Origin of the sequence: Lacrimispora algidixylanolytica (genome assembly GCF_003609635.1) — a bacterium.
In the GTDB taxonomy this organism is placed as follows: domain Bacteria; phylum Bacillota; class Clostridia; order Lachnospirales; family Lachnospiraceae; genus Lacrimispora; species Lacrimispora algidixylanolytica.
The window spans coordinates 54,758-70,960 of the sequence record NZ_MCIA01000030.1 but is presented as its reverse complement, the minus strand read 5'-3'; the positions used below and the strand labels follow the sequence as shown (position 1 = coordinate 70,960).

The 16,203-nt window shown below is 38.7% G+C and carries 10 protein-coding genes; 9 read left to right on the top strand and 1 reads right to left on the bottom strand.

Annotated elements, in window-relative coordinates:
* The first annotated feature begins 2 nt into the window (after window positions 1-2).
* The 8 genes from BET01_RS14265 to BET01_RS14230 all read left to right on the top strand — a co-directional run bounded on the left by BET01_RS14265 (window position 3) and on the right by BET01_RS14230 (window position 12,167).
* Window positions 3-974 carry a pentapeptide repeat-containing protein gene (locus BET01_RS14265; RefSeq protein ID WP_120197477.1) on the top strand — a complete coding sequence of 324 codons (972 nt, stop codon included), beginning with the start codon at window positions 3-5 and terminating at the stop codon, window positions 972-974.
* A complete protein-coding gene (locus tag BET01_RS14260) occupies window positions 971-1,504 on the top strand; it encodes a hypothetical protein (protein WP_120197476.1) in 534 nt (177 codons plus the stop codon). The genes BET01_RS14265 and BET01_RS14260 overlap by 4 nt, the downstream gene beginning before the upstream one ends.
* Window positions 1,492-1,998: a DUF4280 domain-containing protein gene (locus BET01_RS14255; RefSeq protein ID WP_120197475.1), complete on the top strand. Its 507-nt coding sequence runs from the start codon at window positions 1,492-1,494 to the stop codon at window positions 1,996-1,998. The genes BET01_RS14260 and BET01_RS14255 overlap by 13 nt, the downstream gene beginning before the upstream one ends.
* 67 nt (window positions 1,999-2,065) lie before the next feature.
* Window positions 2,066-9,259, top strand: a complete 7,194-nt coding sequence (locus BET01_RS14250) for an RHS repeat-associated core domain-containing protein (RefSeq protein WP_120197474.1) — start codon at window positions 2,066-2,068, stop codon at window positions 9,257-9,259.
* 1 nt (window position 9,260) lies between these two features.
* Complete coding sequence (locus tag BET01_RS14245) at window positions 9,261-9,755, top strand: SMI1/KNR4 family protein (RefSeq protein WP_120197473.1); 495 nt, start codon at window positions 9,261-9,263, stop codon at window positions 9,753-9,755.
* A gap of 302 nt (window positions 9,756-10,057) precedes the next feature.
* A complete protein-coding gene (locus BET01_RS14240; RefSeq protein WP_120197630.1) occupies window positions 10,058-11,002 on the top strand; it encodes an RHS repeat-associated core domain-containing protein in 945 nt (314 codons plus the stop codon).
* Window positions 10,944-11,522: a hypothetical protein gene (locus tag BET01_RS14235; RefSeq protein WP_120197472.1), complete on the top strand. Its 579-nt coding sequence runs from the start codon at window positions 10,944-10,946 to the stop codon at window positions 11,520-11,522. The genes BET01_RS14240 and BET01_RS14235 overlap by 59 nt, the downstream gene beginning before the upstream one ends.
* 417 nt (window positions 11,523-11,939) lie before the next feature.
* The gene (locus BET01_RS14230) at window positions 11,940-12,167 is read left to right on the top strand and encodes a hypothetical protein (protein WP_120197471.1); all 228 of its coding nucleotides are present in this window, start codon (window positions 11,940-11,942) and stop codon (window positions 12,165-12,167) included.
* A gap of 788 nt (window positions 12,168-12,955) precedes the next feature.
* On the opposite strand, the gene BET01_RS14225 is transcribed toward BET01_RS14230, so the two are convergent.
* A complete protein-coding gene (locus tag BET01_RS14225) occupies window positions 12,956-13,753 on the bottom strand; it encodes a CPBP family intramembrane glutamic endopeptidase (RefSeq protein ID WP_158585072.1) in 798 nt (265 codons plus the stop codon).
* Window positions 13,754-14,309: 556 nt separating this feature from the next.
* Between BET01_RS14225 and recQ the strand changes: the two genes are divergently transcribed.
* Window positions 14,310-16,142, top strand: a complete 1,833-nt coding sequence (recQ, locus tag BET01_RS14220) for a DNA helicase RecQ (protein ID WP_120197469.1) — start codon at window positions 14,310-14,312, stop codon at window positions 16,140-16,142.
* Window positions 16,143-16,203: the final 61 nt, after the last annotated feature.

The following is a 16,203-nucleotide window of genomic DNA, read 5'->3' as shown; positions in this document are numbered from 1 at the left end:
CTATGACAAGACAGGAAGCGAGAAAGCGATTTTTCGAAGAAGAGAAAGAATATCTGGAAGAGAAAAAGCTTGAGTTTTACAAAAAGATTCAGGAGCAGTCAGAAGAACTTGCCAAAGTAATACGGGGGGCAGTCAGAGAACTGAAAGAGGATATCTTAAGGCTTGATAAAGAGGAAATCATGTTTTTTCATTTTTCTCTTTTGCGTATGGACCTACTTAGCGGAAAATACCGTTTTTTGGTTCAGGCTATGGATGCAAGATGGTACATGGATACAGAACCGGCAGAAATCGGGTTTTCCCTAGAATTTCTTTTTTCTATCGCGGAGGATATGAAAGAAAAGCTTACTCTTGATGCTGGAAAATATATGGGTAAGGTCAACCAGTATGACATCACTGAGATATTGCAGGATAACGCCATGGAGTGGAATCAAATTCTTGCAGGAGAACTTCGCTTTTTATTCCGTGACATGGAAGAGAATACTGATTTTATAGAGATACCAAAGCTAAAGACCTGGGGAATCTATTGGGGTGAATATCGGGATTCCAGTGATTTGATTGCCTTTGTGGACAGGGAGAAAAAGAGTCAAAAAGACTGGGAACGGGCACTTCGACTATCCAGAGAGCATGAAGAAGTTCTTATTTCCAAGTATTGGTATGAAATGGAAATCCTTGATTCAGAATGCAGCAATAAATTGCTATTATTCAATCAGTTTGAAAATTGTACATTAACGCAAATATCGTTTGATAACACCAACCTTTCCGGAACCCGTTTCAAGGACTGTGTCATTAAGAGGTGTAGCTTTCAAAATGCTGTAATCCGTCAGGCAGATTTCGTTAACTGCAGATGGGAGGATAACGATTTTACGGGAGCAGACTTATCCAACTCCATTTTTTTAGAAAAGGACATTCCCTTTTTACATATGGAACCAGAACAGCTTCAGACTATCTTGATCGACAGGAGGGCAAACGGATGAGATTTTTTACCATAGAACAAGATAAAAGCCTGCAGGATCAGATCCGTTTCCGGGATTTTGATATCTCCGGTCCCAGACATATTTTTTATAAAGAGGATGGGGGAAACCTTCAGGAATCTACCATGATGTATCTGGAAAAGGACAGCGGAGAGGCTGCCCCAGATTTTATTCAAAGTCCTGTCTATCTGGTATCAGATAAGGTAAAAAAGGTGTTTGATGTTTATGAAGATGACATGGTGTTTAAGACGGTTACCATCACGCATAAGGAAAGAAAAACGATTTGGATTTATCATCATTTGCTTTTGGAACGGTTTGATGCATTTTCAGAAGAGACGGAGTTTTATACCAATGGAAGTATAAAGCGTCTCGTTCTTGATCCGGTAAAAATAGGAGATCACAAAGTATTTTTGTTAAATGATAAGCGTTTTCCAAATCCTTTGATTAGCCTTGAAGTGGCAGAGAGCTTAATGCGGAGAAATGTAATGGGGATTGTCTGGAAGGAAGTGGAGGTGGGAGCATGGCAGAATTAAACGATACCTTTGTCGTACATGGTGCTTGTTCTACCTGCACCATGGGCATGAGGCCCAGTAATGTGGTTCTTCCTGAGACGCATGGAGTTTTTTTGAGGGGACAAGCGCAAATGACAATCAAAGACTGCCTTGGAGGCGCCAATGTAATCTGCTTTGGCGGCTGTTACAGCATGGAGAATCCAAGCACCAAGGAAGAGGCTGAAAAGGTACAAAAAGCTGTGGATGAAGCCTGCCCTGAAACATTTACGGACAAAGTTATGAACTTTTTTACCGGAGGTAAGAAGAAAAAAAAGAAAGAGGAGCCCAAAAGCACTGAAACACCTCAAGTAGTTGGAGTCTGTACTCCCAACATTATCGCCCAGGAGTGGGATCACGGACAAGAGGGAGTAGAAACCGAGAGCCAGCGCCCTTTGATGGGGGGAGCCAGACTCTATTGCATGTATGGGGGAGAAATCGAGATTGTTGAATCGGGACAGCCGGAGGCTGGGAGTTAATAATAGATTGAGGCAGGATTATTCGATACAAATGAACGGTTACCTCATGAAAAGGGGGGAATGAGATATGATATTGGCTTATAAGGAATTGGAAATAGAACTCTCACTGGAAGGCATCATCCAGGTAGAGACATTCCGGCTCACTCAGGAATTAAACAGCCACGTAATTCTTACGATGAAAATGCTGGTAAATGGTGAAATGGCAGAACAATTCGTAAACATGGCTTCAGTTGTACCTGTGGTCGTCAGGGAAAAAGAGCATTCAGGGGGACAAACAGTATTTCAAGGTAAGATTGAAACTGTTTATACCAAGCTGGAGCAGGGACTGCCCTATCTTTATCTTGAGGCGTGCTCCTATACAAAAGACTGGGACCGGAAAGAAAAAAGTAGGAGTTTCTTAGACGGCAATATGACGTATATGGAAGTCGCAGGAAAGGTCCTGAAAGATTACGGGAGATATGATATTAAGTCAGAGGCTGGTTGTGATGGTGTCATTCCTGAATTGTTGTTACAGTATGAAGAAAGTGACTGGGTGTTTCTTCGCAGGCTTGCCAGTCATTTTGGAACGTATCTGATGGTAGATGCCAAAAGCGACTGCGGAAAAGTTTACTTTGGCATTCCAGATATTAATATTGGGACAAGACTTCGCAAAGATGATTATGTGTTAAATAAAAACATGGCCCATTATACAAAAGTATTGAGGCCTCAAAGTGTTCTATCCCAGGAAGCTTCCCAGTGGTGCATCCAAACTCGAACATTTCTTCAAATGGGGGAAACAGTTACCTTAAATAAGATCTCAGCTATTGTGATTGGAATGGAGCTTTATACTCTAAAAGGAGAGCTGGTCTATGAATATACGCTTTCTAGAAGAGAAGGATTAAAAAGGGAAAAAGAAAAAAATCCCCGGATATACGGTATGAGTATTCCTGCAACGGTAAAGGAACGAAACGGAAACAGAATCCGGGTACATTTTGATATTGATCCTGTTTATGAGCCGGCAGCTCAAATGAAATACTTTACTTATGCCATAGAAAGCAGCAGTTTTTACTGCATGCCAGTAGAAGGAAGCCAGGTACATATTTATTTTCCAGAGCATGACGAACAGAGTGCCATAGCAGTTCATGCCATTGGAAGCGGCTTGGGAGGCGGTGGGAGCAAAAACCCTGATAACAAGCAATTCTCAGATCCAAGCGGAAGTGCCATGGACATGACCAAGGATTATTTAAGTTATGCGCCTGACTCCAGCGGTAGTATTTTGTTAAGCTTAAATAAGGCTGGGTTTATGTCCTTAACAGGAAAAGATATCAATATCAAAACCCAGAAGGGATTGATGGCCGGAGGAGATAAACCGGTTCGGAATCTGATGATTTCCGGAGAGAATAAGGTGGTTCTTCAGGTAGGTGACGGTGGTGATGATATGATTACCATGGAGGAAAAAACCGATGTGAAATCTACCCTTATCACCCATAAAGCGGATTCTCACCCACAAGCAGTTCCATCAGCTTCAGAAATAGAAGCAGAGCTGACAAAAAATGATGCTGCCAGCCGTGATGCACAGAATGCAGAGCTGACCAATACTCTGATTGAAAACAAACAGAAAAGCAAAAAGAAATTCTTAACCGGTGTTTTGAGTATTGCTACGGTAGTAGGCCTTACCGCCCTAACCGTATGTACTGGTGGCGCTACCGCACCATTATTGGTGGCAGCAGGCGTAAAAGCGGCATTTGCAGTTTCAGACATGGCAGAAGGTCTAGATGGTTATAGTAAGGTCAATAACTTAGATGCTTCAAGGCCCTCCAACTTCATACGAGATACCATATTTATGGGAAATGAGGACGCCTACAATTTTGCCTCTACAATAACGGATATCGTATTCGATGTGGTCAGTGGGAAGGCCCTTAAAAATGTTGCCCAAATTGGAAAGTTCAGTAAACTAATGTGTCCCAAATCTCAGGTGGCCAATCTGGTCACTCAAATGGGAGGTTCTGTTTTATTTGGTGCTATCAATGAATATCAGATTTCTGGCAGGGTGAATGTGAAGGATATGGCCTTTAATGCAGCTCTTGGTATGTTTAAGGGAGGTACGGGCAATGCCATAATGGGGAAGGCCCAGAGCTTTGCCAAAACTCCCGTTGTAAAAAAGGTGGTTGGTGTAGGAGTGCAGACTGTCTATGGAACCGCTGTAGATGTTGCGGTGGATGCTACCTTGCCAAATAGAAAAGTGGATGTCCTTGGATCATTAAAAGAAAACTTTATAACAAGCGGTCTTGCCCAGTTCTTTGGGGAACCGGTTGATGCTGTTTCCGGCGCATTTCTTATTACAGCTTCGGATTTTATCATTCCAGATATTCAAGAGGCAATCAGACTGGAGCGAAGATATAATTCCACTGTGAAACAGGAAGGAATTATGGGGCCAGGCTGGACATTTGCTTATGAAGGTAAGCTCTATCAGGATGGAAACAAACGCCATGTTATATTAGAGAATGGTCAGCATCTCATCTTTGAATGGGATGGGGAAAAAGCACGAAATACTACCTATGGATGCAGTTGGTTTGAACTAATAAAGGATCATGAGGAATGGGTCGTTAGGGATAAAAAGAAGCATCAGAGCTACCACTACTCACCAAATGGTCTTCTTCAGTCCATAACAGATAAAAATGGACAGGCTCTAACTTTTTCCTATTATGGTGAAAATCTGGAAGCAATCACAACTGCTCTTAATTATCAGATAAACGTCACATTAAGAGAAGGGCGGTTGATACAGTTAACCGATACCTTAGGCAGAACCATGCAGTACCGATATGAAGACGGTCGATTGTCTGATGTGGTACATATGGATTATGGGGTCACCCATTACGAATACGATGGGAATGGATATTTAACAAAAGCGGTGGATCAGGCAAAGGTAATGTATCTGGAGAACCGATATGATGAAGCTGGCAGGATGATACACCAGACCTTGGCAAATGGAGATTTTTATAAAGCTGAGTACCTAGAAGAGGAACGAAAGGTTATTATATACAGCAGCGTAGGAAACCAAACCGTCACCTATCTTTATGGAAAAGAAATGCAAATTCTTTCCGTAGCTTATGAAGATGGAACAAAGGCTCTTTTCCAGTACAATGAAAATGGCGACCGAATCAGTGAAACCGACCGCTTGGGTCATAAAACGGAGTGGTCTTATGACGAAGAAGGTCGTATTACGAAGGAAAATAAACCAGGCTGGCTAAATATTGTCTATCAATACGACGAAGCCGGTGATCTGGTGAAAAAAAGTGATAATGCCAGACGAAAATTTGTCTATGAATACGATAGAAACCATAACCTCATAACAGAAAAAGAGTGGCATTCAGAGAATGAAGGCTGGATTATTCATTCCTACCTACATGACCGGAGGGGAAGGCTTTTAGAGGAAACGGATCCCTTAGGAAAAATCACCAGATATTCTTACACCGATCATTGTGGAAAGCCTTCTACCATAGTGTTCCCTGACGGAGAAGAAGTCCATTTTGAATACGATGCAATGGGACGCCTCATGGCAGAAGAAGATGGATGCGGTAGAAGGGAATACGGCTACAATGCAAAGAATTATCGCACTGTGGTAAGAGATGGGGAAGGAAATGAATCCCGTTATCTGTACGATGGAATGGGACGGCTATTAGCAATGTACCCCCCAAAAGCCTGGAAACATCAAAAGGGAGAGTATACTTACCAGTATGATTTTCTGGATCGAAGGATTGATACCCGCCGTCCTGATGGCAGTCATGACAGGCAGATTCTTGATGGTGAGGGAAAGGTTTTAAAGAAGATACATCCAAATTCATACAAAATTGATGCTGACGATGGGGAAGGCATCTCCTATGAGTATGATAGTGACTCAAATCAGATTCGGATTCGTTATCCGGATGGAGGTTGTGAGCGGATCTTCTATGATGCCAATGGGAACCGGATTAAACACATTCTCCCAGAATCCTATGATCCTGCAAAAGATGATGGTGCCGGTTGGCAGTATATATATGATGATGCAGAACATCTGGAGCGAGTTACTGGCCCCGATGGCAGTGTTCAGGCAGAATACACCTATGACCTTTTGGGAAATCCCACGAGAATGACTGATTCCATGGGACGTACCACCTGGTATTCTTACGATCTTAAGGGGCAGCTTCAAGAAACCCTGCGGCCTGCAAAGGAAGAGGAACAGGAGGTATTATACCAAAGAACCACCTATAATTATGATGCCAATGGAAACAAAATCACCGAGTACCGCAGAGGTGGGTATTGGAGTCTTGACGGTCAGCAAAAGGAGGATGGAGGCAGTGAACTTCGGTTAAAATACTCTTATGATAAAAGAGACCGTTTGATTTCTGTGGAAGATGGCCTTGGAGCTGTGATTCGTTTTTCCTATGATGTACAAGGAAAAAAGATATATGAAGAAAAAGTCATTTCAGATGGGATTCGCCAGATTATTCACTATAAGTATGACAAAGCCGGAAGACTTACAGAAGTAAAGGAAGAATTAGACAGTGGGTTAACTCCGGAAACGGGAGAGGCGAAGTACGCCATTACCAGCTATACCTACGATGAAAATGGAAATCGTATCTACATAAAAACACCAGAGGGATACGAAATATTCCGAGAATATGATTCCTGTGATCGACTATGCTTAGAGCGGATTTTTGATGGTCAAAATGGCATAGATCGCTCAAGCTCTGTTACCTACGATCAAGCCGGTAATATTACTAGGATCTCCAGGCAGGGAAAAGGTGGAGAAATCTGGGAAGTAACCTATGATTATGATTTGAAGGATCGCATTGTCAATGCAAAAGATTGTTTGGGACCAGTTTTCCTCTATCAATATGACAAGAATGACTGTCTGGAAAAGGAAATCCTTCCAAGCGGAGAGGAAACGTCTAAATTAGAAAATAGCTTACTTTATTCCTACGATTGCTATGGAAATCTGCTGTCGAAAACCAATGGAGCCGGGACTGTTCTGGAAGAGAATCAATATCTTTCAGATGGAAGTATTTCTAAAAAACAGGTGGCAGGGGGAAATGAGTTCTCCTATCAGTACGGAGTTCATGGATTGGAAACCGAAATCTATACCAAAAGGAGCAATAAGCAAGGAAAATCTGCCCAGGCTTATACATATGATTCAAACGGCCGGATAATTGGAGTGTTAGATGGCAACCAAAACAGCACTGACTATGACATTGATAGCTGGGGAAGAATCTGCGGCATACACAATGGAGATGGTGGAAGTGAGAAATACACTTACAACAACAGCGGGCTGGTAACAACCACAACGGATGCCAATGGTGGAGTCATCACCTACAGATATAACAGCCAGGGTAAGGTTTGCGAAATCGTTGACCAAGATGGAAACAGCGAGACCTTCCGATATGACAGGGAAGGCAGAAGAGTGCAACACACCGACCGAAATGGAAATCTGGTAAAAACCTCTTATAACGTGGATGGAAATCCTGTATACGAGACTGGCTGTGATAAGAATGGAGAGAAGCAAATAACCAGATGCTGGGAGTATGATACCTTTGGCATGAAGAAAAAAGCGGTTTCAGGCGGATTTAGTTATTCATATGAATACCGACCTGACGGTAAGCTACTAAAAAAATCTTCCTCCGGGCGTCCTCTTCTTTCTTGTACTTATGACAAGAATGGTGCTTTAGAGACTCTAACAGATATCAGTGGCAAAACATTGCACTATGGATATGACTGGAGAGGCAATTTAAGCCTTATCAGTGGGGAAGGCAATGCTAAAATTGTGGAATACGACCACTGGCCTGATGGGAAATTAAAATCCATTCACCATCAGAATGGATTGAGAACCATTTATGAATATGATACAGATGGAAATATTAGTCGGTTAGCAACTTTTGTGAGCGAAAGCCAGTCACTGTTTGATTTCCAGTATGAATATGATTTAAATGGAAATCGGATTGCAAAAGGCGGTATGCGGGTAGTTCCTTGCACATTAGCAGAAGGTGTGGGAACAAAAGCTGTCGCTGGTATAAAAGAGGTTGCATCCGAAACTAGAATTGGTTATGGATATGATGCCCTGAACCGATTAACCAGAGAAAGCTATGATGAAGAAGATACTTTTTATGAATATGATCTCTGCGGCAACCGTATCGAGAAGGAGTCTGTTGCAGGGAAAGAAACGTACTGCTATAATAGAAGAAATCAGCTAACCGAAAGAAAGATACAAGGAAAAGGCTGGACTTACGAATATGATAAGCAGGGAAATCTTCTGGAAGAACTGGGAGATGGAGATAAAAGGAGGTATGAATACAATCCGTTTGGTCAGCAGACGGTAGTGATGGGGGAAGATTTCCATTTAGAGAATTTTTATGATGGAGAGTTTCTACGAGCTGGGACAAGTGTCAATGGGAAGGTCTCTCGCTTCATTTATTATAATGGAGAACTGCAAGCCGAGACAGATGAGGATGAGTCTGTAAGCACCAGGTATATTCTTGGTTATGGTGTTGCAGGAATTGAGAGAAATGATGTAGCAGGTCTGCATACATACCATCTGGATGAACAAAACAGTACTTCGTATGTAACAGGGGCTAGTGGGGAAGTTGAAAGCTTCTATGAATATGATGCCTTTGGTGCTATACGAAGGAAGTCAGAAGAGATTAAGAATCGGATCCTGTATACAGGTCAACAATATGATCAGGAAACAGGGCAGTATTATCTGAGGGCAAGATTTTATAATCCGGTTGTAGGGCGTTTCTTCCAAGAGGATGTTTACCGAGGGGATGGGCTGAATCTTTATGCTTATTGCGGGAATAATCCGGTGAATTATTATGATCCTAGTGGGTATAAGAAAAAGACTCAAAATTGTAAAGATGATGATAAGACTACCACTAAGGGTTCGAGGGTAGAAGGTTATCAAGAATATGATATTGTTCCGTATGATAACAGAAAATATAAAACAACAGGCTATGAGAAACATCATGGTGTTCTAAATGAATGGGCAGAACATAACATTCCAGGATATACTAAAAAGAATGCACCAACCGTATTATTAACTCCAGAAACTCATGGAGTCACAAAAGAAGTTTATCGTGAATGGCTAAGGGAAAATTATGGTAAACCAGTGGGAGTATCTCCAGATTGGACTAATGTGCCAAAAACGGATGCAATGAAACTTACCAATGATATGTTTAATGCAGCAAAAGTTCCTCAAAATGTGAGGAATGAATATTTTGAATTATTTGATATTTTTGTAACTGGAGGTTGAGATGGATATTAAAGAAATTATATTTGAATTTAAGAAAGATAATAATTTTGAGGTTAAAGATCCCTGTGGTTATCCAACACTTAATAATGGGCACGTATTACCGGATGATATGAAAGAATTCTATAGTATATGTGGTGGAATAGTGTGTTATATTGAATATGGAGGTTTTCCCATTGAAATATTATCTCCAATTAATGTGAAACAGGCTAATCCTATATTAGTGGGAGAGGAATGTGAAGAAGATATTTCCTCTTCATGGTATCTAATTGCAGATGCGGAAGATGGTAATTACATTTCAATAGACTGTGATCCATCTAGACTTGGCAGATGTTATGAAAGTTTTGAATACAGTCATGCTGTTGCAGGTAATTGTCCTATTATTGATTTGTCCTTTACAGAATTATTAAATAATATATTTAATTATAAAGGAGATTATTTTTTCTGGAAGGATAATCCAAGTTTCTCAATGCATGGAGATGCTTATGATTTAAACTAAGTGCTTTTAATAAATTAAATAAATATCGGCATGGTGATTAGGATTAGAAAAGAGATAATTCATCATGCCGATTTTAATATTTATGGAGAATTATAATTTGCCAATGTATTTTAACAGCTTCACACCATCCATAAATCCTTGTTGATAGATAGAAGTTTCTTCCAAAGCAAATTGCCTTATTAGGAAATTAATGTAACTTCCAAGCAATTCCTTCTCTTTGCTTTGGAAATCTTCTGTAAGAACTGGGAGATGGAGATAAAAGGAGGTATGGATATAATCCGTTTGGTCAGCAGACGGAAGTGATGGGAGAAGAGTTCCATTTAGAGAATTTTTATGATGGAGAGTTTTTAAGAGCTGGGACAAGTGTTAATGGGAATGTGTCTCGCTTCGTTTATTATAATGGAGAGTTGCAAGCCGAGACAGATGAGGATGAGTCTGTAAGCACTAGATATATTCTTGGGTATGGCGTTGCAGGAATTGAGAGAAATGATGTAGCAGGTCTGCATACATACCATCTGGATGAACAAAACAGTACTTCGTATGTAACAGGGGCTAGTGGGGAAATTGAGAGCTTCTATGAATATGATGCCTTTGGTGCTATACGAAGAAAGTCAGAAGAGATTAAGAATCGGATCCTGTATACAGGTCAACAATATGATCAGGAAACAGGGCAGTATTATCTGAGGGCTAGATTTTATAATCCGGTTGTAGGGCGTTTCTTCCAAGAGGATGTTTACCGGGGGGATGGGCTGAATCTTTATGCTTATTGTGGAAATAATCCGGTGAATTATTATGATCCTAGTGGGTATATGAAAAAGACTCAAAATTCTCAAAATTGTAAAGATGATGATAAGACTACCACTAAGGATTCAGGCGATAATAATACTGTTCCAACTGATACCTATGTATTTGGAAATGCAACTAAGCCAGGCGATGCGAGACCCGGTAAAGATTTTGGAGTAGAAAGTGGGAGTGATGTGGTTAATGCTCAATCTCCACCATTACCTAAAGGAAAATCAGTTTGTGCAGATCCATATGATACACCATTAACAGGTACTATATATAAAGTTCCAGAGGGAACAAAACTACCAGAAGGTTTATCAATAGTATATGATGGCAAAGATAAAGTGCCGGGCGGACATGCAATAGGTCATTCTACGATATACCCTACAAGAGATATAACCGTTGATGAATTTAATGGATTATACCAATCTATGCCATGGGAAAAAGGAGAAAAGAAGAGATAGTGAGGTAAATATGGAAATGAATTATTCACGAGAATGGAAAGAATTTTTAGAAAAAAAAGCAGAATTTGAAAGTACATCTTTCTATTACAATAATAATGTAGAGAAAAATAAAAAGAAAAATGATTTAAGAAAAGCATTAGAAGAGACAGATTTACTTAGTCAATTATCAGTAGTACGAATGATGGGAGAGGGTTATATCTTTACAGATTCGATTGAATTAGTTCTAGAAGAGGTTGTTGAAATCGCAATAACTGGACATGAGGAGTGCGCTGGGTGGGCAGGAATTGCCTTGAATCATTTAAGTAAAAAAAAGTGGAAAGACAAGATAATAGAATTAATCAATTTCTATACAGACCGTAATAGAGATGATAATGCAGTATTTCATCACTCATGGCTTTTATTATATAAGCTAGGGTTTAAACATGCGTTAAAAGAATATATTGAAAAATACAAAATATATATGGAAGGAGAACTTGACAATGATGACTTATCAGATATAGAAAATATGGTAGAACGTTAAGGTGAATTAAAAGTACCAGAAGAGAAGATAGTATAATTCTTGACTAGATACTTAAATGCACTGCGATAATGTTAGATATCGTGGTGCATTTAAGTTATAATTTTTTATAGGGATTTACTATTTACGGAATATGTTGATAAGTGTCAGAATGAACACATCAAGTAAAATTGCCTAGCCTTAATGCTTTTCTTTTTTGAATTTAAATACAAATGATTTAAGAATAGCATAACTGTGAATGGCAGTGAATTTTTTACCACTCCTTGAGTTACAATTCAAGCAATATCATCCTTAATCCTCTTAACTGCTAATTTATAAAAGAAGGCGTTTTGTCAAGGATTATACCGCTTTAGAAGAATTTAATAGTAATGTTATAAGTACAAAGATTATTAACAGAGATTTAGAATAGGAGAGAATAAGGTGAATAATTTAGATGAAAGCTTATTTAAAGTAATATTAAGTATTTTATTAGATGAAAGTGAGGACTATTCAAACGATGCCAGATATTCAGCGGCTAAAATTATACCTTATTTTAATCTTGATATTTTAAAAAAGTATAAAAAAGAGTTACTTTATGTACAAAGATATAAATTGGAAAATTTGCGACCATTTCCTAACGATACTAGCTTAATTTGGCTATACGAGTGATCAGCAGTCAAGTAAAATACTTTGAAATCCTCTGCATAGTAAAAAATACTACTGCAGAGGATTACTTATAATTGTATAATTACCTGAGAAGATAATTATGGGCATTTAAAGGGCAAGAATATACTAAGTGTCCGGGGGGGGATGGTTTTCAAGAATATAATATTGTACTATATGATAATAGAATATATAAAACAACAGGCTATGATAGCTTTGAGTATAGTCATGCAGTTGCTTTAAATTGCCCTATTATTGTTTCATTATTTACCGAATTATTACAAAATATTTCTAGTTATAAACAGATAATTGTCATGCCTATATTATTTTAAGAAATTATAATTTGTCAATATATTTAAATAAATTAACTTCATTAAGAATCCATTCGGATAAATAAATCATCTTCTAAAACAAACAGAGCTTTAATTGAGTTGATGTTATTTTTACTCTTTTTGACCGCCAGATCATATAAAAGAAAGGATGTTGCAAAAAGTTTTATTCAGTCAAATTGCTGGTTGCTGCACAAGCAAAATCAAAAGTAGCAAATTCGGGGTATAATGAAGATAGTGACTGAATTATGATACAAACGACGGATAAATATGGCGTTTCTTTCAAATGTAATTCCTCTGATTGTCTGGCTTTATATCATTTATGTTAAACAAGACGGTGATGATATCTTCTTGCGGATACATACACATTCAGCTCCTTTTAGAGCTTTCAGGAGTTTGGATTTTTGTCCTTCCCCGCTTCGATTTTATTTGTTTTGATAAGCTTAACATGTAAATTCCAGTAGATCATTTCTCTCTTTCCATTCCATTATCATATTTTCTCCAAAAGAAAACCAAAGGCACAATTGCCAGTAAAAGCCCCAGTACCCCTTCTCCATTAATCAAAAAAATATTGCCATCTATAATCCCTGCCTTACCAGTATAAAGATTGCCTAACAAAGCCGTATTAAAGGTATTCCATATAGAGTGATAAATAATTACTGGAATAACACTCCCTGATAAGTAGTAGCAGTATGAAAATGCAAAATTGGACAAAAAGACAACGCCAGCCTGAACCACGCAGACGAGGAGCGGATTACCCAGCCCGGTTAACCTTGCTACAAGATATACAGTAGGTATGTGGTAAAGAGCCCATACCAATCCTGTAATGACAACTGCTTTCTTTTTCCCATATTGTTTCGTAAGGTTTGGCAACAAATATCCTCGCCAGCCATATTCTTCCCCTAATGCTGAAAACAGTCCAATAAAAATGGTAACTAGTATAGTTACAATCCAGGTAACTGGTTTCGCGGGTAAATGGATCACTCCCTGTGTGAATAGCACAGCAAGAAAGCCACACGTTAAAATAAAAAAGATTGGATAAAGGCAGCTAAACACCATTGCTTTCAAATTAAATGGCCTTTTTAGTATACTTATATCATTCCTTGATTTTTTATTATCTGCTTTATTAAATATCATAGTAATTATAAGCGGAATAAGCATTATAACAGAAAAATTATTTAAAGCAGTTTCCGGATTTAAAAAGACTATTCCTGTTACGAGCCAAGAGATACCAATTACTGTAACTATGTATTTTTTCATCATCAAATCAATCCTTTCCAATTCAGGTGTATTGTATATCATTCATTTCAAACTCTATCAAATAGAGTGTTTACTCAATCACTGCTTAAAATCGGCCAACGATAAAACCCTCTCAGCTAGCTAATAAACCAATAGTATTTTAATTAATTAAAATTTTTGATAAAAGATCTATAAATCTGGTATACTAGAAAAAATCATTCCCACAAAAGATTTCCTACTGACCTATTGTAGTAGATAACGAATGAAAATACCATATGTTTTTTGCTTTAAAAGTATTTAAAAGTAATATATATTTTTATTACACAAGTTTGTAAAATTACATAATCTTATACCAAAGATTATGTGAGAGTAATAGATGGAATTATTAACTATATTAGTTATTGTCTCGTTTAGTATTTAATTAAATTGTGAATCACCAACCATTCTCCTTCCCATACCTGTAATTCTCACACTGCTTTAATAATATTTTTATAAATCCCCTCACTAAGTTCACTAGAAAAACCCATTACTAGATGCTATAATAGAACCAGCAAATGATAAGGAGCAAAAACAACTTAATATGGATAAATATCAGGTATTAAAGCATTATTTTGGCTATGACAGCTTTAGGGAGGGTCAGGAGCCTCTGATGGATGGGATTCTTAAGGGAAGAGATGCCCTTGGTATCATGCCTACCGGTTCCGGTAAATCCCTCTGCTTTCAAATTCCAGCTCTTATGATGGAAGGAATCACACTGGTCATATCTCCTTTGATATCTTTGATGAAAGATCAGGTATCAACACTTAATCAGGCAGGAATCCATGCCGCATATCTTAACAGTTCTCTGACTGCCAGTCAGTATTATAAGGCCCTGGCCTATGCACGGGAAGGGCGATACCCCATTATATATGTAGCACCCGAACGACTTTCAACAGAAGAATTTTTAGATTTCGCACTTCACACCAAGATATCTATGATAGCGGTGGATGAGGCACACTGTGTTTCTCAATGGGGACAGGATTTTAGACCAAGCTATTTAAAAATTGTAGATTTTATAGAAAAGCTTCCAGAAAGGCCAGTGATCAGCGCATTTACGGCAACGGCAACGGAAGAAGTACGTGAAGACGTCATAGACATTCTTATGCTTCAAGAACCTGTGATAGTCTCAACAGGCTACGACAGGCCAAATCTTTATCTGGGAGTACAAGCTCCCAAGGATAAGTACGGGACACTTAAAAACTATGTGGAATGCCACAAAGAACAGTGTGGAATCATATATTGCTTGACCAGAAAGTTGGTAGAAGAGGTCAGCGACAGGCTAAAAGGAGACGGATTTTCCGTAACCAGGTACCATGCAGGATTAAGCGATGCAGAGCGTCGGAATAATCAAGACGATTTTATTTATGATAAGAATACAATCATGGTAGCAACCAATGCATTTGGTATGGGGATAGATAAATCCAATGTAAGATATGTGATTCATTATAATATGCCTAAAAATGTGGAATCCTATTATCAGGAAATCGGCCGTTGTTCAAGAGACGGTGAACCAGGAGAGTGTATTCTTTTATACAGTGGTCAAGATGTGGTCACCAACCAGATGTTTGTTGAAAACAATCAAGATAACCAGGAACTGGACCCATTAACCAAGAATCTTGTGATAGAGCGTGATCGGGACAGACTTAAAAAGATGACCTTTTACTCCTACACCAATGAATGCCTGAGAGACTACATACTGCGATATTTTGGGGAATATGGAGATAATTACTGTGGGAACTGTTCCAATTGCCTTACCCAGTTTGAAACAGTGGATGTGACAGATATCTCAAAACATCTCATTGGTTGTGTAGGAACAAGCAGACAGCGCTACGGTACAACGGTGATTCTGGATACCGTACATGGCGCCAGTACGGTTAAAATAAGAAATTACCGTATGGATGAAAATCCTCATTACAGTACCCTTTCTAAAACGCCCACATATAAGCTTCGACAAGTAATGAATTATTTGTTTTTAAATGATTACCTGGCAGTGACTAACGATGAGTACGCCATTGTAAAGATAACAGAAAAGTCTAAACGTGTACTAGAAGAAAATCAGATTATAACCATGAAGATGGCCAAGGAACAAGAATCATCAACCAAAGAAAAATCTGCGAAAAAGATTAAAAAATCAAGTGCAGCAGCTCAGCTTACCAGTGAAGATGAAGTGGTATTTGAAGAGCTGAGAACCCTACGTCTTTTGATTGCCAAGGAAGAAAAAGTTCCTCCGTATATTGTATTTTCTGATAAGACTCTTACCCACATGGCTATGGTAAAACCAAAGACAAAAGAAGCGATGTTAAGTGTCTCCGGTGTTGGTGAGTTTAAAGTAGATAAATACGGAAGTCGGTTTCTAGCCGTATTTAATGAATAAAATCATGGAAAAGACAAATAAATGAGTGGATACATGGAAAGACTACCTGTATTACCATACA

Excerpts from the sequence above, each read along its gene's own strand:
- BET01_RS14265 (WP_120197477.1), top strand. The coding sequence starts at position 3 with ATGACAAGACAGGAAGCGAGAAAGCGATTTTTCGAAGAAGAGAAAGAA.
- BET01_RS14260 (WP_120197476.1), top strand. The coding sequence starts at position 971 with ATGAGATTTTTTACCATAGAACAAGATAAAAGCCTGCAGGATCAGATC.
- BET01_RS14255 (WP_120197475.1), top strand. The coding sequence starts at position 1,492 with ATGGCAGAATTAAACGATACCTTTGTCGTACATGGTGCTTGTTCTACC.
- BET01_RS14250 (WP_120197474.1), top strand. The coding sequence starts at position 2,066 with ATGATATTGGCTTATAAGGAATTGGAAATAGAACTCTCACTGGAAGGC.
- BET01_RS14245 (WP_120197473.1), top strand. The coding sequence starts at position 9,261 with ATGGATATTAAAGAAATTATATTTGAATTTAAGAAAGATAATAATTTT.
- BET01_RS14240 (WP_120197630.1), top strand. The coding sequence starts at position 10,058 with ATGGGAGAAGAGTTCCATTTAGAGAATTTTTATGATGGAGAGTTTTTA.
- BET01_RS14235 (WP_120197472.1), top strand. The coding sequence starts at position 10,944 with ATGAATTTAATGGATTATACCAATCTATGCCATGGGAAAAAGGAGAAA.
- BET01_RS14225 (WP_158585072.1), bottom strand. The coding sequence starts at position 13,753 with ATGATGAAAAAATACATAGTTACAGTAATTGGTATCTCTTGGCTCGTA.
- recQ (WP_120197469.1), top strand. The coding sequence starts at position 14,310 with ATGGATAAATATCAGGTATTAAAGCATTATTTTGGCTATGACAGCTTT.